The 19,406-nt window shown below is 62.7% G+C and carries 19 protein-coding genes; 14 read left to right on the top strand and 5 right to left on the bottom strand.

The features are described from left to right. Positions 1–5 precede the first annotated feature (5 nt). Positions 6–953, top strand: coding sequence for a cation diffusion facilitator family transporter (locus IQ26_RS05405; RefSeq protein ID WP_145714643.1), 948 nt, complete (start codon positions 6–8; stop codon positions 951–953). Between the two features lie 6 nt (positions 954–959). Here IQ26_RS05405 and IQ26_RS05400 read toward each other — a convergent pair whose 3' ends face one another. From IQ26_RS05400 to IQ26_RS05390, 3 genes are all read right to left on the bottom strand, one after another. Further along, on the bottom strand, positions 960–1,346 hold the full coding sequence (locus tag IQ26_RS05400; RefSeq protein ID WP_145714641.1) for a type II toxin-antitoxin system VapC family toxin: 387 nt from the start codon (positions 1,344–1,346) through the stop codon (positions 960–962). Then, positions 1,343–1,588: an antitoxin gene (locus IQ26_RS05395; protein WP_145714640.1), complete on the bottom strand. Its 246-nt coding sequence runs from the start codon at positions 1,586–1,588 to the stop codon at positions 1,343–1,345. Before IQ26_RS05395 ends, IQ26_RS05400 begins: the two co-directional genes overlap by 4 nt. A 77-nt stretch (positions 1,589–1,665) precedes the next feature. Then, positions 1,666–2,745 carry a hypothetical protein gene (locus IQ26_RS05390; RefSeq protein ID WP_145714638.1) on the bottom strand — a complete coding sequence of 360 codons (1,080 nt, stop codon included), beginning with the start codon at positions 2,743–2,745 and terminating at the stop codon, positions 1,666–1,668. Between the two features lie 97 nt (positions 2,746–2,842). On the opposite strand from IQ26_RS05390, the gene IQ26_RS05385 reads away from it, so the two are divergent. From IQ26_RS05385 to IQ26_RS05340, 9 genes are all read left to right on the top strand, one after another. After that, complete coding sequence (locus tag IQ26_RS05385; protein ID WP_145714636.1) at positions 2,843–3,280, top strand: DsrE family protein; 438 nt, start codon at positions 2,843–2,845, stop codon at positions 3,278–3,280. Between the two features lie 80 nt (positions 3,281–3,360). Next, positions 3,361–4,152 carry an SDR family NAD(P)-dependent oxidoreductase gene (locus IQ26_RS05380; protein ID WP_407660237.1) on the top strand — a complete coding sequence of 264 codons (792 nt, stop codon included), beginning with the start codon at positions 3,361–3,363 and terminating at the stop codon, positions 4,150–4,152. A gap of 46 nt (positions 4,153–4,198) precedes the next feature. Beyond that, on the top strand, positions 4,199–4,507 hold the full coding sequence (locus IQ26_RS05375) for a putative quinol monooxygenase (protein ID WP_145714632.1): 309 nt from the start codon (positions 4,199–4,201) through the stop codon (positions 4,505–4,507). A gap of 72 nt (positions 4,508–4,579) precedes the next feature. Beyond that, positions 4,580–5,668, top strand: coding sequence for an AbrB family transcriptional regulator (locus IQ26_RS05370; protein WP_145714630.1), 1,089 nt, complete (start codon positions 4,580–4,582; stop codon positions 5,666–5,668). Between the two features lie 173 nt (positions 5,669–5,841). Further along, positions 5,842–7,947, top strand: coding sequence for a TonB-dependent siderophore receptor (locus tag IQ26_RS05365; protein WP_145714628.1), 2,106 nt, complete (start codon positions 5,842–5,844; stop codon positions 7,945–7,947). A gap of 490 nt (positions 7,948–8,437) precedes the next feature. After that, positions 8,438–10,186: a 2-isopropylmalate synthase gene (gene leuA, locus IQ26_RS05355; RefSeq protein ID WP_145714624.1), complete on the top strand. Its 1,749-nt coding sequence runs from the start codon at positions 8,438–8,440 to the stop codon at positions 10,184–10,186. 194 nt (positions 10,187–10,380) lie between these two features. Continuing rightward, on the top strand, positions 10,381–12,162 hold the full coding sequence (locus IQ26_RS05350) for a tetratricopeptide repeat protein (RefSeq protein ID WP_145714622.1): 1,782 nt from the start codon (positions 10,381–10,383) through the stop codon (positions 12,160–12,162). A 123-nt stretch (positions 12,163–12,285) separates the two neighbouring features. Then, the gene (locus IQ26_RS05345) at positions 12,286–13,086 is read left to right on the top strand and encodes an alpha/beta fold hydrolase (RefSeq protein ID WP_145714620.1); all 801 of its coding nucleotides are present in this window, start codon (positions 12,286–12,288) and stop codon (positions 13,084–13,086) included. A 268-nt stretch (positions 13,087–13,354) separates the two neighbouring features. Beyond that, positions 13,355–13,978 (top strand): hypothetical protein, encoded by a 624-nt coding sequence (locus tag IQ26_RS05340; protein ID WP_145714618.1) that lies wholly within the window; start codon positions 13,355–13,357, stop codon positions 13,976–13,978. 110 nt (positions 13,979–14,088) lie between these two features. Here the strand turns inward: IQ26_RS05340 and IQ26_RS05335 are convergent, their stop codons facing one another. After that, on the bottom strand, positions 14,089–15,003 hold the full coding sequence (locus tag IQ26_RS05335) for a metallophosphoesterase family protein (protein WP_145714616.1): 915 nt from the start codon (positions 15,001–15,003) through the stop codon (positions 14,089–14,091). Positions 15,004–15,056: 53 nt separating this feature from the next. Between IQ26_RS05335 and IQ26_RS05330 the strand changes: the two genes are divergently transcribed. Continuing rightward, positions 15,057–15,557 carry an NUDIX domain-containing protein gene (locus IQ26_RS05330; RefSeq protein ID WP_145714614.1) on the top strand — a complete coding sequence of 167 codons (501 nt, stop codon included), beginning with the start codon at positions 15,057–15,059 and terminating at the stop codon, positions 15,555–15,557. Position 15,558: 1 nt separating this feature from the next. On the opposite strand, the gene IQ26_RS05325 is transcribed toward IQ26_RS05330, so the two are convergent. Beyond that, complete coding sequence (locus tag IQ26_RS05325; protein ID WP_145714612.1) at positions 15,559–16,548, bottom strand: glutathione S-transferase family protein; 990 nt, start codon at positions 16,546–16,548, stop codon at positions 15,559–15,561. A 284-nt stretch (positions 16,549–16,832) separates the two neighbouring features. Here IQ26_RS05325 and IQ26_RS05320 point away from each other — a divergent pair, with 284 nt between their 5' ends. The 3 genes from IQ26_RS05320 to IQ26_RS05310 all read left to right on the top strand — a co-directional run bounded on the left by IQ26_RS05320 (position 16,833) and on the right by IQ26_RS05310 (position 19,383). Beyond that, on the top strand, positions 16,833–17,369 hold the full coding sequence (locus IQ26_RS05320) for a GNAT family N-acetyltransferase (protein ID WP_145714609.1): 537 nt from the start codon (positions 16,833–16,835) through the stop codon (positions 17,367–17,369). Positions 17,370–17,439: 70 nt separating this feature from the next. Beyond that, positions 17,440–18,201 (top strand): 3-hydroxyacyl-CoA dehydrogenase, encoded by a 762-nt coding sequence (locus tag IQ26_RS05315; protein ID WP_145714607.1) that lies wholly within the window; start codon positions 17,440–17,442, stop codon positions 18,199–18,201. Between the two features lie 6 nt (positions 18,202–18,207). Next, complete coding sequence (locus IQ26_RS05310; protein WP_145714605.1) at positions 18,208–19,383, top strand: CaiB/BaiF CoA transferase family protein; 1,176 nt, start codon at positions 18,208–18,210, stop codon at positions 19,381–19,383. The last annotated feature ends 23 nt before the right edge of the window (positions 19,384–19,406 follow it).

The raw sequence follows: 19,406 nt of genomic DNA, 5'->3' as shown, positions 1-19,406 counted from the left end.
CCACTATGGCCGAAACGGAAAACAGGACGGCGACCGCAGCAAACGCGGCCGCCAAGCGCAAGGTCGCGCGCCTCGCCTTCTGGTCGATCATCGTCGCCTTCCTGGTAATGGGACTGAAGTTTGCTGCCTGGCGGATCACCGGCTCTGTCGCCCTCTATTCCGACGCGCTGGAATCCATCGTCAACGTCATCACCGCGACCGCCGCTCTCTGGGCGATCCGCATCAGCCATAAACCGGCCGACAGCGACCATCCGTTCGGCCATCACAAGGCCGAGTATTTCTCCGCGGTACTTGAGGGTGTGCTGATCGTCGTGGCGGCGCTGCTGATCATAGCCAAGGTGTGGCAGTCGCTGCAAAACCCGGCACCGCTCGAACAGCCCTGGGAAGGCTTGACGATCAACGCCGTCGCGGCTCTCGTCAACGCGATGTGGGCCTTCCTGCTGATCCGCAACGGCCGCGCCAAACGTTCGCCGGCGCTGGTCGCCGACGGCCAGCACATCATGACCGACGTGCTGACTTCGGTTGGTGTCATCGTGGGCCTTGTCGCCGCAGTGATGACCGGCTGGCAAATCCTCGACCCGCTGCTTGCGCTCCTCGTGGCGGTGAACATTCTCTACCAAGGCTGGAAGCTTACTGGAGAATCGCTGAGCGGCCTCATGGATCGCGCCGTCGACACGCAGGAGCACATGCGCATCCGCGACCTCATCTCGGCCAATTGCAAGGGCGCGATGGAAGTCCACGATCTGAAGACGCGTATTGCCGGCCGCGCCACCTTCATCGAATTCCACCTGGTCGTCGATGCCGACATGTCGGTGGGCGCCAGCCACGTCATCTGTGACCGCATCGAGGACGCGCTGAAGGCAGAAATCCCCTCGGTTCGCGTCACCATCCATGTCGAGCCCGACGACGAGGCAAAACTGCCCAAGGGCACGACGGCCGTACCGTTCGCATGAAGTTGCTCACCACGTCTCGACTGCGAGATCTTTGATCCGCTCGAATTCCCGGACCTTGCGGGTTATCAACGTGAGGTTCCGGGCACGCGCCTGCCCGCCGATCAGCGCATCGTAGGGACCGATCGGAGTTCCCAACGTCGCGAGCGTCGCCCGAATCTCGCCGGCACGCCTTGCATCTTCCCGATCGAATTCGAGCACCGGGAACTGCAGCGCTTCGATGCGTGCTAGATTGTCGGCCTTTCGCTGGCTCTTTTGAGCACCGTAGTAGAGTTCGTGCACGACAATGGCCGAAAGTGCGAAATCCTGCGGCCTGTGTGGCTTGAGCCGCGCCTGCAGATCCGCGTCGCCTTTCATGATCGCGATGACGGCATTGGTATCGAGCAGATAGATCACTTGAAAACGTCATCCAAAGCCGGCCGATCCTGCTCAGTTGGACGTTCCAGTGCTGCCTCGGCGAAATCATCGTCGAGCGGACCTATCACCTGGTCGAGCCAAGCCCAATCCTTCGCGAGCGGTTCGAGGATTATACTCTGGCCATGGCGGCGAATCGAAACCTCGTCAGTTTCGAAACGGAATTCCTTTGGCAGCCGCACCGCCTGCGAGCGGCCTGACCAGAACACCTTTGCTTTTTCCATCGTGCCAATCTCCTCAATGCTATATGGCAAAGATATATACCACTTCGTCACATAGACAAGATGGCCTGCCACAAATCTCAAGGCGTGCAGGCGGATTGCGGCATCGGGTTCAGCCGGTAGACCTTGTCGTCTGATTTGGTGTCGCCTTCTGCCGCCTTCGAGCACAAGTCCACGATCGGCAGGCTGCTGTTGGGGTTGGCCAGCATCATCGTGCCGTTGACCCCGCGACGCAGATAGAACTCCCTGGCCGCCATATCGCAGGCAAAGTCGCTGATCTTGGTGCTCGCCGCACAGCGCCACTGGTCCGCTTCGCCTTCACAACTGTAGCTCTGCGTGACCTCGGCGGCGTTCTGGCGCGTGGTGACGGAGACGGCGATGTCGGCGCCGTTTGGCCAGTTTGTGGGATCGCCGTCCTTGACGAAGGAGGCCAGCTCGATCGGGCCCCGAAAAACCCGGATGGTCTGGGTGAGCTGATCTGGATGCGAGCCAAGATGCGCGGCATCGTAGTCGCGCCCGTAGCAGAAGGGCTGGTCCGGTTTCAGCCGCTCGCGCAGCGGCGCTCCCAGCGCCGGATCGACCGGATCGATGCGCGCGAATTCGGCCTTACAGGTCTCCGCCGGCATGCGGTCGAGTCGGAAGCCGTCATCCTCGGTGCCGAGTGCCTGCTTGGCATATTCCTTTTCGCCCAACTCTTCCTCGGCGCCGGCATCGAGATAAAGGTTGCGCTGCACGCCAGAGACGATCAGCCGGCCTTTTTCATCGACGTTAAGTGAGGCCATGGTGCGGTCGCATTCCATGCCACAGTGGATCTCGCTCGACTGCGGATCGCCCTTGCCGCACCAACCGCCGACCCACTCTGGCTTCTTGGCGCCGCGCACCGTCGTGGCCAAGAAGCCCGTGTAGCCGGACGGACCGCTGCTCGGCTCCTCGTTCGGGTGGCTGACCGGATCGTTGCCATGGTAGAAGAAGATCCGCGCCACCTTCTGGTGCGAATGCGCCTTCAGATGCGCTGCATCGTAAACACGCCCGAAACAGGCATCCTTGCCGTCCGGGCTGAGTTCGGTGAGCTCGCGTGCATCATCGGCGTACGCCGTGCCGGCAAGTGCGGCAAGCAAGGCGACACCAAGTCCGGCGCCCATAATGGTCTTCGAAATCATGTGCCCCTCCTCGCCCGACAGGACGTGGCTCCAATTTATGCTAGGATCGAGGCCGAGGCCACGCAATTTGCGAAGCCGGCAACAGGAGGAGGAAGTCATGCGGCGCCGCGACATTTTTCGCGTGGCACTTGCCGGAGCCACCGGCCTTTTCGGACTGCGCCAGGTCCAGGCGGGTGCCGTTGAGGAGGAAAGGCAAAAGGTCGCCTATCACCTCAGTGATCTCGACAAGGTCGGCTTCGTGCTTGGCAACATCAGGAACCACTATGACGGCACCGGCGGCAAGGTCGACATCGTGCTGGTCGTGCATGGCCCGGCACTCGCCGCTTTCAAGTCGAAGAGCGCGTCCGCAGCCATCTCCAGCCGTTTTTCCAGCCTGGTTCGCGACGGGCTGGCCCCGCATGCTTGCGCCAATACAATGCACGGCATGGATGTTGCGCTCACTGATCTGCTCGATGGCTTCCATGCCGCCGAGACCGGTGGCGTCGTCAAGCTCGCCGAATTGCAGCGCCAGGGCTACGCCTATTTGCGGCCCTGAGTCCCTTCGGACTTGAACATGAGGGCGGCGAGCCTCTACGAAGAGTAGGCAAGAGTCCCGGAGGAATAGACGTGCCAGCCATCACAACCAGCCTCGTCATCCCCACCCTGGTCATCCCCGACCTCGCCGGCAAAGCGGTGCTGATCACCGGCGCTTCGACCGGCATCGGGGCGGCACTTGCACTGGCCTACGCCGCACAGAAATGCCGCGTCGCGCTGCATTACAATTCAAGTCGGGCGGCTGCCGAAAACCTGGCCGGGACCATCCGCAACGGCGGCGGCGAGGTATTCCTCGTCCAGGGCGATTTCTCGGTCCCCGCCGATGTCGAGCGCGTCGTTGAGGACAGCGCTCAACACTTCGGCCGGCTCGATGGCCTGGTCAACAATGCCGGCGGCATGCTTGGGCGCGTGCCCTATGCCGAGCAGACCGAGGCGCATTACGACGCGGTGATGGATCTCAACGCCCGCTCCGTGCTGACGGCCTCGCGCAAGGCGATGCCATGGCTGAAGCGCCAAGGCGGCTTCATCGTCAACACCTCGTCGATCGCAGCGCGCAATGGCGCCGGCGGCGGCGCCGGCCTTTACGGCTCGGCCAAGGCCTTCGTCTCCAATGTGACCCGCGGCATGGCCAAGGAACTGATCGGCTTCAACATCCGCGTCAACGCCGTGGCGCCGGGCACCATCGCGACACCTTTCCACGAGCGCTATTCCACCGACGAGCAGATGAAGGCCATGGTGGCCACCATTCCGCAGGGCCGCGCCGGCACGCCCGAGGACTGCGTCGGCGCCTATCTGTTCCTCTCCTCGGCTCTGTTGAGCGGTTACATCACCGGCCAGGTGATCGAGGTGAATGGTGGCCAGTTGATGCCGTGAGCGGCGACCTGCATACTTGTCGCGCAAGCCAATGGAGAAAACGGCAATGTACGGTCTGATCGGCAAGATGCGGGCAACGCGCGGCCAGCGCGACGCGATCATGGATGTCCTGCTTGCCAGCACCGGCGCCATGCCTGGCTGCCTGAGCTACATCATCGCCACCGATCCGGCCGATGCCGACGCGATCTGGGTGACCGAGGTGTGGACCGACCAGGCAAGCCACAAGGCTTCGCTGCAACTGCCGGAAGTCCAGGCGGCGATCGCCAAGGCGCGGCCGATCATCGCCGGCTTCGAATTCCAGGTCGAGACCCAGCCGGTAGGCGGCTTCGGCCTGCCCGCCGTCAAAACCGGCTGACGCCTGAGAGCGGACGCATTTTTCGCCGCCGCGGGGTTCGCATCTCCCCTCTTCGGGTCTAAGACCAAAAAAATGGACTCCTTGCCAGACCAGCCGACCGTCGAACGCATGGCGCGAATGCCCAAAGTCTGGCAGTGGCTGGCCCTCCTGATTTTCTCGATCCTGTTCGCTGGCGCACTGGAGTTCGCCGCCTTGCCCGCGGCGCTGCTGATCGGACCGATGCTGGCGGCGATCCTGGCCGGGACCAACGGCGCCACGGTGCGCGTGCTGCGCCCTCTGTTCGGCGCCGCCCAAGCGATCGTCGGCTGCCTTGTCGCCGGTTCGATCTCAGCCGACATCTTTCCGGTCTTCTACAAGGAATGGCCGCTGTTCCTCGGCACCGTGGTGGCGACCGTCGCGGCATCCAGCCTGCTCGGCTGGCTGATCAGCCGCTGGCGCATCCTGCCTGGCACCACCGCGGTCTGGGGCTCATCGCCGGGCGCGGCCACCGCCATGGTGCTGATGGCCGGTGCCTTTGGAGCCGACCAGCGCCTCGTCGCCTTCATGCAGTATCTGCGCGTCATCTTCGTCTCGATGACAGCGGCCATCGTCGCAAAATTGTGGGTCGACACTTCAGGCATCGAGATCCCGGCAATCGTCTGGTTCCCGCCGATCGAGCCGGCAGCCTTTGCCGCAACACTTGGCGTGGCGCTCGTCGGCAGTCTCATCGGAAAGCTGCTCAGACTGCCGTCGCCCTTCTTCCTCGGCACCTTCATTTTCGGCACCGCGGTCCATCTCGGACTAGGCGTCACGATGCAGTTGCCGCCCTGGCTGCTCGCCCTCGGCTATACGATGATCGGCTGGACCATCGGCCTGAATTTCACCCGGGCAATTCTGCGCCATGCGACGAGGGCGCTGCCGCAGATCGTCGGCTCGATCATCATCCTCATCGCCTTCTGCGGCGGGCTCGGCTACATGATCAGCCATCTGATCGGCATTGATCCGCTGACCGCCTATCTGGCGACCAGCCCCGGCGGCATGGACAGCGTCGCCATCATCGCCGCCGCCGCGCAGCACGTCGACATCTCCTTCGTCATGGCGCTGCAATCGGCACGCTTCCTCGTCGTGCTGCTGGTCGGGCCGAGCGTGGCGCGGCTGGTGGCGCGAAGCCTGAGGGAATAAGGACCTGCCGCGTCTTCCCCTGCATTCGTAGCCGGCTCCTCGGAAACCGGACGCGTTTTGCCGCCCGGCGACAATCCCGGCCAGCCGGAGCGCAAGTTGAAAAAATACTTGACTCAAATACTCAAATTTGAGAGCGCGTGACCGCAACCCTGTACGAGAGTGGAGACGAGTTAATGCGGACACGACCGACGGCATGGCGCTTGGGGATAACATTGTTGGGCGGCGCCGCGATGCTCGGCCAGTCCGGGCTGGCTCACGCCCAGGACGGCGGAGACATCACCGTCCTCGATAAGATATTGGTGGACGCCGAGAGCGACGAGATTCTGGTGCAAGATGGCTATGTCGCCAAGAAGGACCGCATCGGCACCAAGGTCGACACGCCGATCGCCAAGATTCCGCAGGCCGTTTCGGTGGTGACGCAGAAGCAGATCGAAGACCAGAAGCCGCGCACACTGAATGAGTCGCTCAATTACACGGCCAGTGCCAATCCCAACAGTTTCGGCTTCGATACTCGCTACGACGCGTTCTTTCTGCGCGGCTTCCAGGCCTTCTACAATGGCATGTTCCGCGATGGGCTGCGCCAGTACAACGGCCCTTCGGCCTGGTTCAAGACGGAGCCTTACGGCATCGAGGGCGTCACCATCCTGAAAGGCCCGGCTTCGTCCCTTTATGGCGTCAGCGGTCCGGGCGGCATCGTCAACGTCGTCACCAAACGCCCCAAGGAGGAGCAGTACCGCGAAGTCGAAATGCTCATGGGCGAGCATAATCGCTTCCAGGCGGGGCTTGACGCTTCCGGGCCGGTGAACGAGGACGGCAGTATCCTCTACCGCTTCACCAGCCTCGGCCGCAAAAGCGACACCGACCTCTCCGGCTATCCCGACGACAAGATCTATCTGGCGCCGGCGGTCACCTTCAAGCCGGACGAGGATACCAAGCTGACCATTCTCGGCGAATATTCGAAATCCGTCACGGGCGGTACGGCCGCGTTCTACAATTCAGCCTATGGCGTATTGTCCAACGTTTATGAGGGCGACCCTGCCTGGAACGATCTTGACCAGACCCAGGGCCGCATCGGCTACGAATTCGAGCACCGCTTCAACGACGTGCTGACGGTCCGGCAGAACCTTCGCTACAACGCCGTCGACAGCGACATCGAATATAGCGGTCATTATCCGAGCGGCCCGGATCTCCTGCGCTACTGGGGCCACTACACCGAGAACATGAAGAACTTCGTCGTCGACAACATGGCGCAGTTCGAGTTCGATACCGGCCCGGTCAGGCACACGGCGGTAGCCGGCGTCGACTACGCCTGGTCGGACTATGATGCCGGCAGCGGGTTGTCCTACGTCTCCGTCGACGACATCAAGGCCGCTCCGGTCCCCTACGCCGGCGGGCAGGAGATGAACCAGGTCGGCGTCTATTTGCATGACCAGATGGAGTGGAACGATCTCACCCTGTTCGCCAGCGGTCGCTACGACTGGGTCGACACCACCTCCACCGCCGCCGACTTCACTCAGTCCGAGCAGGACGACAGCGCCTTCTCCGGCCGGCTCGGCCTGTCCTATCAAACCGAATGGGGCTTAACGCCCTATGTCAACTATTCGACGTCGTTCTCGCCCAACATCGGCTTCGTCTATGACGACGTCAGCAGCAATGTTTCCCGTGTCGCCCGCCCGACCATCGCGACGCAAAAGGAGATCGGCGTCAAATACGAAATTCCGGATTACAACGCGACCGTCAGCGCCGCCTTGTTCGACATCGACCAGAAGGACGGTGTCGTCTTCCAGGTCTGGGACGGCATCAACAAGCAGCGCCAGCTCGACCTGAACTCGCGCGGCGTCGAGCTGGAAGCCAATGCCTCCCTCGACAACGGCTTCAGCTTCATTGCCTCCTACACCTATCTGCGGGTGAAAATCGAACGCGGCGCCGACGGAACCGTGGGCAAGGAACTGTCGGCGACGCCAAATCACATCCTGTCGCTTTGGGGACACTACCAATTCGAAAACGGCACGCTGGAGGGGCTGGGGCTGGGCACAGGCGTTCGCGTCGCCAGCAGCAGCTACGGCGATGACACCAACACTTTCAAAAACGATGCACGCGCCTTCGTCGACGCTTCGCTCTCCTACGATTTCGGCTACCGCAACCCCATGCTCGAAGGCGTGAAGCTGCAGGTCAATGCTAAGAACCTGTTCGACAATCAGAAGACCATCTGTTCGGCCGGCTATTGCTACCGCGATGAAGGCCGTTCGCTGTTCGGCAGCTTGCGCTACCGCTTCTGATCTCCGTCGTCACCGGCAGCAGTCCGGCGGCGCCGGCCTCGCGCCCATGCCGATAAAGCCAGGGTATGTCGATGGTCTCCCCATGCTGCTCGTTTCATCCCCAGCCTCCATTGGCGGCGATAAAACCGGACAACTCATGTGCTACCTAATCCGGACAACTCATCTGCTTTACGACACCACTGTCGCAGCCCACTTGCCTCGCTTTGGCTGCTCCTGTATGAGAACCGCCATGAACACGCGCGCCACCTCCGTCGCTTCCCGTCAGACCGGCTTTGCCGGCGAGACCGCGCGCGCGCTTGCTTCCACCCTGCTGCTTCTCGGCCTTATCGGCGATCGCCGGGTTCGCTGAAGGAGCGCCCGGCGGTCGAACCGCCGCTCACGCGCATGCTCCTTGGCAAGTCACATCAAGCGAATGAATATCTGGTAAAGGCGCCGCTCGGCACCAAATCCGCCTGAAGGCGGATCCCGCGAGCCGCCGGGAGAGACGACAATGAACGCACGAGAAGACATCCGTCCAAATGGCGGGGAGATCGGCAAGCCTGGGGCAAAGGCAGCCCGGGGCATGCCGGAGGCAGCCCGCAAATACCAACCTTACCCGACCGTCGGTCTCACCGACCGTATTTGGCCTTCGAAGGTCATCGACAAGGCGCCAATCTGGTGCTCGGTCGACCTGCGCGACGGCAACCAGGCGCTGATCGACCCGATGGGCCACGAGCGCAAGGCGCGCATGTTCGCCCTGCTCCTCGATATGGGTTTCAAGGAGATCGAGATCGGCTTCCCGTCGGCCTCGCAGACCGATTTCGATTTCGCCCGCTGGTGCATCGAAGAGGGCAATGTATCAGCCGATGTCTCGCTGCAGGTGCTGGTGCAGTGCCGGCCGGAACTGATTACCCGCACCTTCGAGGCGCTGCAGGGCGCCACCAACCCGATCGTGCATTTCTACAATTCGACCAGCGAACTGCAGCGCCGCGTCGTCTTCGAAAAGGACGTCGCCGGCATCAGGCGGATCGCCACCGATGCGGCCAAGATGATCACCGACATGGCGGCGAAAGCCGGCGGCGGTTATCGTTTCGAATATTCGCCGGAGAGCTTTACCGGTACCGAGCTCGAAGTGGCGCTGGAAATCTGCAACGCCGTCACCGAGATCGTGAAGCCGACGGCGGAAAACAAGCTGATCATCAACCTGCCGTCCACGGTCGAGATGTCGACACCCAATATCTATGCCGACCGCATCGAATGGATGTGCCGCAACCTCGACAACCGTGAGAACCTGCTCATTTCGCTGCATCCGCACAACGACCGCGGCACCGGCATCGCCACCACCGAACTCGGCCTGATGGCGGGCGCGGACCGCGTCGAAGGTACGCTGTTCGGCAATGGCGAGCGCACCGGCAATGTCGACATCGTCACGTTGGCGCTCAACATGTACACGCAAGGCGTCGACCCCGAGCTCGATTGCTCCGACATCAACCGGATGAAGGACGTCTACGAATATTCGAACCAGTTGAAGATCCCCGAGCGTCATCCCTATGTCGGCGAGCTCGTCTACACGGCCTTTTCCGGTTCGCATCAGGATGCCATCAACAAGGGCATGAAGGCGTTGCGCAAAGCCAACACGCCGTACTGGGAAGTCCCCTATCTGCCGATCGACCCGGCCGATGTCGGGCGCAACTACGAGGCGATCATCCGCATCAACTCGCAGTCCGGCAAGGGCGGCATCGCCTATGTGCTGCAGGCGGATTACGGCCTCAACCTGCCGCGCAACCTGCAGATCGAGTTCAGCCAAGCTATCCAGGCGATCACCGACGCCGAAGGCAAGGAGGTGCCGGCCAAGCGCATCTACGAGCGCTTTCTCGACACCTATGTCGACCAACCCGGCGCGCGGCTGAAATTCCTCGACCACCACACTTATCCGGACATCGAGACCAAGGGCCGGCGTGCGGTGGAGGCGGTCATCCTCGACAGGGGCAAGGAGGTGACGATATCAGGCTCCGGAACTGGCCCGATCGACGGCTTCGTCGACGCGCTGTCGCGCCATGTCGGCGTGCCGATGTCGGTGCTCGACTATTCCGAGCACTCCATGCAGCGCGGCTCGAATGCCTCGGCCATCTCCTATGTCGAGATGGAGCATCCCGGCGGCAAGCTGTTCGGCGCCGGCATCAACACCAACATCGTCGCCGCCTCGCTGGAAGCCGTGGTTTCCGCCGCCAACCGCATCGTCGGCCAAAAGACCGGCTAGACCAGCCGTCGAAAGCTGACGGCTGGGCAAGATGAACTCAGATGGTATCATCTTGCCCCTGGTCCTTCGCACCATTAACCACCGGAAAATTATCCGGTGGGGTACGCGATCGCATAATGGATGCATGCTTGTCTGGCCATGCAGGCGCTATATGATCGCGTCTCAACCTGTGCCGACTTCGAAAGGATCGACACTTGCAGCATGCCACGCCTGCCGCCCCCGCAGTGCGCGAGACGTTGGAACGATTGCTAGCCAGCGAAACGTTCGGACGATCCGAGCGAGCGCGTAAACTGCTTCGCTATCTGGTCGAGCGCGAGCAGGCAGGCGATGCCGACAAGCTCAAGGGTTTTTCCATCGCGATGGATGTTTTCGGCAAGGACGGCGATTTCGATCCGTCGACCGACGCCGTGGTGCGGGTGCAGGCCGGCAGGCTGCGCGACCTTCTGCAGCATTACTTTGCCAATGAGGGTGTTGCCGAGCCGATCCGCATCGCCATTCCGCGTGGCGGCTATGTTCCATCCTATGAACTCAACGCGATCCGCCTGCCGGTCGACCCGGAGCCGAAGGAACACGTCGAGGCGGTGGCCGACTTGTCGGGATCGCTCGAAGAACCCGGCATGGCCGCCGCACATGCCGCATCGTTGATGCCCCCTGTCGGTCGCGAGCCGCCACCCTCGCTGCAGCGCCATCTCCAGTTCTTCTGGTTGGCGATCGTTCTGGTCATCGCCATGCTGGGCGTGCTGATCCTTCGTCAGGGAAGCGGCGCATTGCTGGCGGGAGGCGATGCCGCGTCGACGATCGAAAGCGCAGTGGCGACCGGGAGCATCGCGCCGTGGGCTCCGATTGAAACCCTTCCGCTCGTCTACATTGCGGTGAAAGCCGACAGCGCCGGGGCTGCCCGCGTCGCGGCATCGCTGCGCGCCGGCCTCAGCGGCTTCGATACGGTCAACTTCATCGGCCGGGACGCCGAAGGCCCGCCAGATCCGGTCACCGATGCGATCAGCTTCGTATTCGATGTCTTGCCGGGACCAACGGCAGGCGATGTTACCCTGGAGCTTCAAAGCGTGGCGACCGGACGGGTCCTGCTGTCACGCAATTTGACTGCCGCCGACAGCACACCCTCCACCGTCGAGGACAGCGTCGCCGGCATTTTGAGTTCGGCCATTCCCGCCTCGGGCACAATCTACAACTATATCGAACAGAGCGGCATTCAAACCGGCCTGACGGAATGTCTGCTGCTCAACGACAAGTATTATCTCGACCAGAGCGCCAAGAGCCATGAGGCCGCCTATCGCTGTCTCGAAAACCTTGCCACGCTGGATGCGAAGTCGTCGCTCGTCTATTCAGAACTCGCGGGCCTGCATCTCGAGGCGGCCACAGATCACTACGCCTATCCAGCCGGCGCAACGATCGAACAGGCGATGTCGCTTGCCCGTCGAGCCGTGCAGATGGGGCCGACAAGCCCCTATGCGCACCGCGCCTATGGCTATCTCAATTCCCGCCTCGGCAATTCGGAGGAATCGATCCGCTGGATGCGCAAGGCCTACGAACTCAACCCTTACGACCTCAGCATGGCAGCAGCTTACGCCTATGGGCTGATTTTCGCCGGTAGGTACAGGGAGGGAACACCGATCCTTGCTCACGCCGCCGAAACCTCCAGCGCCCATCCGACCTGGTGGGATTACGGGCTTTTCGTCGGCCAGTTCATGACGGGCGATATGAACAAGGCCGCGCTTGCCAGCGATGCGTTGCAAGCGACGGCGACGAAATCGCACTATCTGGCTGCGCGGCTGATCGGCGCGAAGGCAGCCGGCCGCGATCACCTGGCGAACGAACTCGTGGACGAGATGACTGTCAAATTCCCGAAATTCGCTGCCGATCCGCGCGCGACCTTCGTCGAGAGGAGATACCCCGCCGATCTGACCGACCGGCTGGTCGAAGCCTTGCGTGCCGCCGGGCTTGGCAATGCCAGTTAGGCTTTTCTGAATTAGGCCGGCTGATCGCGAAAATTTTACTGGCTATCGGCTTGGACAAGGCGCAATCCAGCCACATTCTGGAATTTCGTGTCCTGTTGACCTTGCAATAAACCATCAATTTTCATGATTTCACCCCTTTACGCTGCCGAACGGGGAGCCGGCCCGAAGGCGGTTGTCTTCCTGCATGGCTTCGGCGGTTGCCACCACGACTGGCACGCGGTGGTTCCGACACTCGCGCCTGGTTCACGGACGCTGGCCTATGATCTTCCGGGCCATGGGCTATCCCTCGATTTTCCGGGTGGCGGTCCGGCCAAGGCGGCAGCTCGGGCCGTTCTTGCGGACCTCGCCACGCGCAAAATTAGGAGGGTGCATCTCGTCGGCCATTCGATGGGCGGAGCGGCGGCAGTGCTGATGGCATTGGCCGAACCCGAAAGGATAGCGTCGCTGACGCTTCTGGCGCCGGGCGGCTTTGGAACTGAGATCAATGGGCCACTGTTGCGCCGTTACGCCGCCGCTGCCGACAGGAGCGAGATTCGCGCCTGCCTCGCCGCCATGTCCGGACCGCAAAGCCTGCCCTCGCAGCGCATCGTGGATGTTCTCGGCGAAATGCGTGCGCGTCCCCGCCAGTTGCAGAAACTTGTCGAGATCGCGGCCGCCATGACCAGGGACGATCGGCAGGGCTCCATCCCGCGCGAACGGCTCGAAACGCTGACCATGCCGGTGATGGTGGTTTGGGGGGTAGATGACGCGGTGCTGCCTTTCACCCAGGCCGATGCTCTGCCGGCGCATTTCCACCTGCACCATGTGTTGGAGGCCGGCCATATGCTGGTCGAGGAAGCGCCCGGCCTGATCGCCGGGATCGTACACCGCAATATGAAACGCCGTAGCCGGCCGCTTCGTCCAAAATCCGCTGCAGCGAACTGATCCCTCCTGCCAGGCATGATGGCGCAGCTTCCGGCCGGGTTTTTTCGGCAAGCCGCTTAAGCATGTCGCCAAAAAGCGTGCCCTCGGTCTTGAACCGAGGGTGCGCAGCGGTTTTTGGGATAACGGCATGCATAAAAACAAGGACTTAAAGCGCATCGCATCGACCCTTTCCGGCGCGGCGCGCTTTAAAGGCCTGTCTATCTCGCAAGTGCATTTTGCCGACGGCTATGTTAATTCGTTGTTAACCAAACCCGCGAGGCAAACGCCGATGAAGGACGCAGGCGAGAATATCACTCAGATCGATCAGTCGCGAAAACTGTCCGACGCCATCCGCGATGTGAAGAACGCCTTCGCCGACCGCGACGACGTCGTGGTCGACATGCGCGAGGCGCATCGCATGCGGCTCGAATTGCTTGCCGCCGAACTCGCGCCTATCTTCGCCGACGTGCCCGCCGACATGGACAATTTCGACTTCGCCGTGTCGTCCGGGCTGCAGCCGCGCCTGTGGATCGACGCCGTCAGCCATGTCGCCATGGCGCGCGACCGGCGCACCTATCGCTTCCTCAAGGACACCCGCATCGGCCGCGTAGTGCTCGCAGAATCGACCGAGATGAAAGCGGTTGCCGATCAGGTAACGCGCTATGTCGCGGAGCGCGTCGTCGAACGCCAGAGAATAATGGAAGGCGGGGTCGAGCACGCTGTCGCAGGACTGAACCCTGCCTTGGTCCTGGAAGCAGAGCCGCCGCTGCGGTCCGTCTCGCGCGGCAAGGGTTGGTCGGCCTTCCTCTCCGGCCTGGGCCTGGTCGCCGCTGGCGCCCTGGTCGGGCTGGCTGTATCGATTGTATTGTTCTGGGACCGCCTCGTTGCGATGGGACTGAGCTTTAGACCATGATTCTGAACCGAAGGTCCGCGTAGCGAAAAGTGGAATCCGGTTTTCGCTGAAGATCATGGTCAAACAAGAAGATAGAGCCCCATCCCGATTCGATCGGGATGGAACAGGCTCTAGGCCATAGCGTCCGCGCCAAGTTCCAGAACCTCCAGGTCGGAAGGCGGGATGGCCGGCCCAGTCAGCCCACGTCGCGTCAGCCTGATCCGCCAGTTGTCCTTTTCGCCATCGATGTCCAACAGATTATATTGCGCTGCTGGGTGCCCGCCGCCGGGCGACTGCCCCGCGGCGGCGACGCCGACGACTGGAATCTTGGCACCGCGACCGCCGATGAAGAACAGTGTCGGCTCGTGCGAATGGCCATGCAGCACAAGCTCGGCCCCATGCCGGTGAACGACCTTGTGGAAGCGCGTGATGCCGAACAGCCGCTTGGGCTGCGAAACGGCGCCGCGCACTGGCGGATGGTGGATCATGACCACCCGGAACAGCCCGCGCTTGACCGTGGCATCGAGTACTTCGCGCAATCTTTCCGCCTGATCTTCCAGAAAGAAACCGTTAGCCATGAACGGAGCCGTGGCCCGAGCCGTCGTGACACCGATCAGCGCGACGTTGCCGCGCACGCGCAGATAGGGAAAAGAGTCGCGGTCGACCGGCGTATTGACGCCGTCGCCGGTCATCCATGCCGCCCATGACCGGCAGGCCTTGTCGAAGGCGCCAGGCACATAGGCGTCGTGGTTTCCCGGAACGACCGACACATCATCGGGAGAACCCAGCGTCTCCAGCCAGTGCTTACCCATCTCGATCTCGCCATCGAGCGCCAGATTGACCAGATCGCCGGTGACGGCAAGGTGGTCCGGTGCGCACGCCTTCATATCGGCAATGATCGTGTCGATGACGGCATCGTGCATGTGGCGGCGGCGGTTGCGCTGCCAGTTGACGTAACCGACCACCCGCTTGGAGGCGAGATCACGATAGGTTACATCGGGAAGCGGCCCCAGATGGATATCGGAAATATGCGCGAGCCTGAACATTCTCTCTTCATAAGCGACGCGCGCGCTGCTTTCCACCCACGGTTTCGTGGGTGATGACACTTCCGGATCCAGAGCAAGCGTTACGCCAGACCGGCTGGCCGGGTCTCAGGGCAAGGCTGTTTCATCTGTACTTCGTGCTGAGGCGACCAATGACGCTCGGCGTGCGCGGCCTGGTCCACGACCGCGCCTCCAATTCCGTCTTCCTCATTCGCCACACCTATGTTCCGGGCTGGCAGCTTCCAGGCGGCGGCGTCGAGGTGGGCGAGACGCTGATCGAGGCGCTGGCGCGCGAACTCTCCGAGGAGGGCAACATTGCATTTTCGGCGCCGCCGGTGCTGAAATCGATGCATTTCAACCATCGGGCCAGCGGCCGCGACCATGTCGGCTTCTATTTGGTCGAACAATTCAATCAGGCGGCGCCGAAGCTGCCGGACCGCGAAATCGCCGCAGCCGGGTTCTTCCCGCTCGACCGCCTGCCGGAGGGGACGACATCGGCCACATTGCGGCGGCTTGCCGAGATTTTTGGCGGCGCGGCGGTGTCACCCTACTGGTAGATCAGGCCGCTTTCCTAAACCGATTGCGATCATGCGGCGCGGCGTATTCCAGTTCCGGCCCGACCGGCACGATGCGCGTCGGGTTGATCGTTTGGTGGCTGCCGTAATAGTGCGCCTTGATATGGTGCAGGCTCACCGTGCCTGCGACCTCAGCCACCTGATAGAGGTCGCGCAGATAGTTCGACAGGTTCGGATAGTCCGCGATGCGGCGCAGGTTGCACTTGAAATGGCCGACATAGACCGGATCGAAGCGGACCAGCGTGGTGAACAGCCGCCAATCGGCCTCGGTGATGCGGTCACCGACAAGATAACGCTGGCGAGACAGGCGACCCTCAAGTTGGTCGAGCGCCGAGAACAGTTCGCCAAAAGCTTCCTCATAGGCCGCTTGGGTCGTGGCGAAGCCGGCGCGGTAGACGCCGTTGTTGACCGAGGGATAAACCAGCGCATTGACCGCGTCGATCTCGGCGCGCAGCGCTTTCGGATAGAAATCGAGGCTGGCGTCGCCCCATTCGTCGAAGGCTGAATTGAGCATCCGGATGATCTCGGAGGACTCGTTGGAGACGATCGTCTGCTCTCGCCTGTCCCACAGAACCGGCACCGTCACGCGGCCGGAATAGGCAGGATCGGCCTTGGTGTAGATCTGATGCAGCAAATCGAGGCCGTTGAGCGTGTCGCCGGTGGCGCCGTCCTCGGCCACGAACGTCCAGCCGTTGGCGCCCATGAAATGATGGACGACCGAGACGGAGATCACGCCCTTGAGTTTCTTCAGCGCTCGAAAGATCAGCGTCCGGTGCGCCCAGGGACAGGCAAGCGAGACATAGAGATGGTAGCGACCGAGCTCGGCCTTGAAGCCGCGCTTGCGACCTTCGGCCGGCGTGCCGTCAACCGTGACCCAGTCGCGCCACTGCGACTGCGCCCGCACGAACCGGCCGCCGCTATCCTTGGTGTCGTACCACCGATCCTGCCATTTGCCGTCGACCAGCAATCCCATGCGATGTCCTTTCGTCTGTGTAGGGGATGTAGGCGCAATGCGACCGCATGGAAATCGCCAGGCGTTGAACAGTTCGTCAATCGCAGGGCAGCAACGAAGGGCGGCAGGCGAAAACGGCCGATTGCAGTGGCTGAAGATTGGTGCTAGCGGAAAATCCGCATGTTCGACTTTGCTTTGATCCGGTTCGACCGACGACGAAAGGGCGCCCGCGCTTGATGAAGCGCTGACTGGCGAACGCTGCCGTTTGCAGCAAACCTTTCCCCGTATACCGGAACGCAAAGACCATGAGCCTTGCCGACGTGAAATACCTGCCGGAAACCCCGGCGCATGACCCCGAAATCGAAGCCATCAACGACGAAGCCTTCGGGCCGGGCCGTTTCGTGCTGGCCGCCTACAAGATCCGTGAGGGCGGTCCGCATGAGCGCGCTTTGTCCTTCGTGGCCGTCGATGGCGATATCGTTGTCGCCTCGGTGCGCATGACGCGCATCGCGGCCGGCGCCAGCCGCGCGCTGATGCTCGGGCCGCTTGCCGTGCGGCCGGCCTTCAAGAATCTCGGCATCGGCCGCCGGCTGGTGGCGATCGCGCTGGGAGCCGCCGCCAAGGCCGGCGTACCAGCCGTGATACTTGTCGGCGACGAGCCCTACTACGGCCCGCTCGGCTTCAAGAGAATCCCGCGTGGGCAAATCTCCATGCCGCGCCCGGTCGATCTCGACCGGCTATTGTCGCATGAGATCGTGCCGGGCGCGGTGGCAGGGCTGGTGGGGGAGGTTTGCCACGCCGATCAGGCAAGGGTTGCCGCGCACGTCGCCGCGATGGCGTGACCATCCGTATGCTGTTGCGCCGTCCTGTAGGGCTTCGTAGCATGCGCCCGGCAGGATGGAGGACGCCGACATGAACCCGAACAGCCAGATTGCTATCGTCACCGGCGGGGGCTCCGGCCTCGGCGAAGCGACGGCGCGTGCTCTGGCCGCGAAGGGCGCCAGCGTTGCCATCCTCGACCTCGGCATCGAGCGCGCGGCGAAGGTTGCGGCCGATATTGGCGGCATCGCCATCCAATGCGACGTGAGCAGCGCCGACGGCGGTGCGGCTTGCATTGCGGAAGTGGCAAAAAAGCTCGGCGAACCTCGTATCCTGGTCAATTGCGCTGGCATCGCCATTGGCATTAAGACGATCGGCAAGGACGGTCCGCACCCGCTCGACCAGTACCGCAAGGTGATCGAGGTCAATCTGATCGGCACCTTCAATATGATCCGCCTCGTCGCCGACCGGGCCGCGAAGCTCGAGCCACTGGAGGGCGGCGAGCGCGGCGTCATCGTCAACACCGCATCGGTCGCCGCCTATGACGGCCAGATCGGCCAGGCGGCCTATTCGGCATCCAAGGGCGGCGTCGTCGGCATGACGCTGCCGGTGGCGCGCGACCTTGCCCGCTCGGGCATTCGCGTCTGCACCATCGCGCCTGGCATCTTCAAGACGCCGATGATGGCCGGCATGCCGCAAGAGGTGCAGGATTCGCTGGGCGCCGCAGTGCCCTTCCCGTCCCGTCTCGGCGAGCCTTCCGAATATGCAGCGCTTGCGCTGCACATCGTCGAAAACCAGATGCTCAACGGCGAGACCATCCGTCTTGATGGCGCCATCCGGATGGCGCCGAAGTAGCCGACCATGAGTGCCGAAGTCTCCCCGGCAGCGAAGACCGGCCCGCTCGCCGGTCTTACGGTGATCGAATTGGCCGGACTTGGACCGGTGCCGATGACCGCCCTGATGTTGTCGGAGATGGGGGCCGAGGTGCTGCGCATCGAGCGGCTTGGATCAACCCAGCCGTTGTTGTCGCTACCGGATGAGTACGACATCGACCGTCACGGCCGCTCCATCCTGCGGATTGACCTGAAGCGCCAGGAAGGCGTCGAGCTGGTGCTGCGCCTTGCCGAAAAGGCCGACATGCTGATCGAAGGGTTTCGTCCTGGGGTCATGGAGCGGCTTGGTCTCGGCCCGGACACGGCATTGGCGCGCAACCCGGCGCTGATCTACGGCCGCATCACGGGGTTCGGTCAAGATGGGCCGCTATCGGGTCGTGCCGGCCACGACATCACCTATCTCGCCTATTCCGGTGTGCTGCACACCATCGGGCAGGAAGCAGGCCGGCCGGTCCCACCGCTCAACCTCGTCGCCGACTATGGCGGCGGCGCCATGATGATGATCGCCGGCGCGCTGGCCGCCTTGTTTGAGCGCTCGCGTTCCGGCAAGGGCCAGGTGATCGACGCCGCGATGGCCGAGGGGGCTTCGATGCTGGCGACGCCTGTCCACGCCTTGATGGCGGCGGGCCTGTGGCGTGACAGGCGCGGCGCGAACCTGCTCGATTCCGGCGCGCCCTTCTACGACACCTATGAGACGGCGGACGCACGGCACGTCGCCGTCAGCTGTCTTGAACCCCGGTTCTTCGCCGAATTCGCAAGACTGCTGCCGCTCGACGAGCGTTTTGTACGCGGCCAATACGACAGGACGTTGTGGCCAGAGATGCGCGCCGCCATTGTCGATCGGGTCGGACAGAAGACACGGGACGACTGGGACCGTCTCTTTGCTGCGACCGATGCTTGCGTTGCACCGGTTCTGTCGCTGCGGGAAGCCGGGGATCATCTGCATAACCGCGCTCGCAACGCCTTTGTAACGTCGGGTGCGCTTGAGCGCCCCGCCCCGGCACCGCGCTTTTCGCGCTCCCGGCCGACACTTGCCGCCATGCCGGCCGATCACGATCGTCAGGTGGCGGCCGTGCTGGCGCGCCTCCGCCTTTCGAAAAGCGAGACTGAAGCCCTTGTCAAATCCGGTGTGATTGATCGATAACTAGAGACAAGAGATCAACTTAA

The sequence above is a fragment of the Mesorhizobium tianshanense genome, from assembly GCF_007830515.1.
In the GTDB taxonomy this organism is placed as follows: domain Bacteria; phylum Pseudomonadota; class Alphaproteobacteria; order Rhizobiales; family Rhizobiaceae; genus Mesorhizobium; species Mesorhizobium tianshanense.
The sequence above is the reverse complement of the archived record's forward strand: the minus strand, read 5'-3'. Positions and strand labels throughout refer to the sequence as shown.

What these genes read in the sequence shown, in the direction of transcription:
- IQ26_RS05375 (WP_145714632.1), top strand. Translation starts at nt 4,199, where the DNA reads ATGTACGGTCTGATCGGCAAGATGCGGGCAACGCGCGGCCAGCGCGAC.
- IQ26_RS05405 (WP_145714643.1), top strand. Translation starts at nt 6, where the DNA reads ATGGCCGAAACGGAAAACAGGACGGCGACCGCAGCAAACGCGGCCGCC.
- IQ26_RS05340 (WP_145714618.1), top strand. Translation starts at nt 13,355, where the DNA reads ATGAAGGACGCAGGCGAGAATATCACTCAGATCGATCAGTCGCGAAAA.
- IQ26_RS05335 (WP_145714616.1), bottom strand. Translation starts at nt 15,003, where the DNA reads ATGTTCAGGCTCGCGCATATTTCCGATATCCATCTGGGGCCGCTTCCC.
- IQ26_RS05385 (WP_145714636.1), top strand. Translation starts at nt 2,843, where the DNA reads ATGCGGCGCCGCGACATTTTTCGCGTGGCACTTGCCGGAGCCACCGGC.
- IQ26_RS05345 (WP_145714620.1), top strand. Translation starts at nt 12,286, where the DNA reads ATGATTTCACCCCTTTACGCTGCCGAACGGGGAGCCGGCCCGAAGGCG.
- IQ26_RS05315 (WP_145714607.1), top strand. Translation starts at nt 17,440, where the DNA reads ATGAACCCGAACAGCCAGATTGCTATCGTCACCGGCGGGGGCTCCGGC.
- IQ26_RS05310 (WP_145714605.1), top strand. Translation starts at nt 18,208, where the DNA reads ATGAGTGCCGAAGTCTCCCCGGCAGCGAAGACCGGCCCGCTCGCCGGT.
- IQ26_RS05325 (WP_145714612.1), bottom strand. Translation starts at nt 16,548, where the DNA reads ATGGGATTGCTGGTCGACGGCAAATGGCAGGATCGGTGGTACGACACC.
- IQ26_RS05370 (WP_145714630.1), top strand. Translation starts at nt 4,580, where the DNA reads ATGGACTCCTTGCCAGACCAGCCGACCGTCGAACGCATGGCGCGAATG.
- IQ26_RS05330 (WP_145714614.1), top strand. Translation starts at nt 15,057, where the DNA reads ATGACACTTCCGGATCCAGAGCAAGCGTTACGCCAGACCGGCTGGCCG.
- IQ26_RS05395 (WP_145714640.1), bottom strand. Translation starts at nt 1,588, where the DNA reads ATGGAAAAAGCAAAGGTGTTCTGGTCAGGCCGCTCGCAGGCGGTGCGG.
- IQ26_RS05365 (WP_145714628.1), top strand. Translation starts at nt 5,842, where the DNA reads ATGCGGACACGACCGACGGCATGGCGCTTGGGGATAACATTGTTGGGC.
- IQ26_RS05390 (WP_145714638.1), bottom strand. Translation starts at nt 2,745, where the DNA reads ATGATTTCGAAGACCATTATGGGCGCCGGACTTGGTGTCGCCTTGCTT.
- leuA (WP_145714624.1), top strand. Translation starts at nt 8,438, where the DNA reads ATGAACGCACGAGAAGACATCCGTCCAAATGGCGGGGAGATCGGCAAG.
- IQ26_RS05320 (WP_145714609.1), top strand. Translation starts at nt 16,833, where the DNA reads ATGAGCCTTGCCGACGTGAAATACCTGCCGGAAACCCCGGCGCATGAC.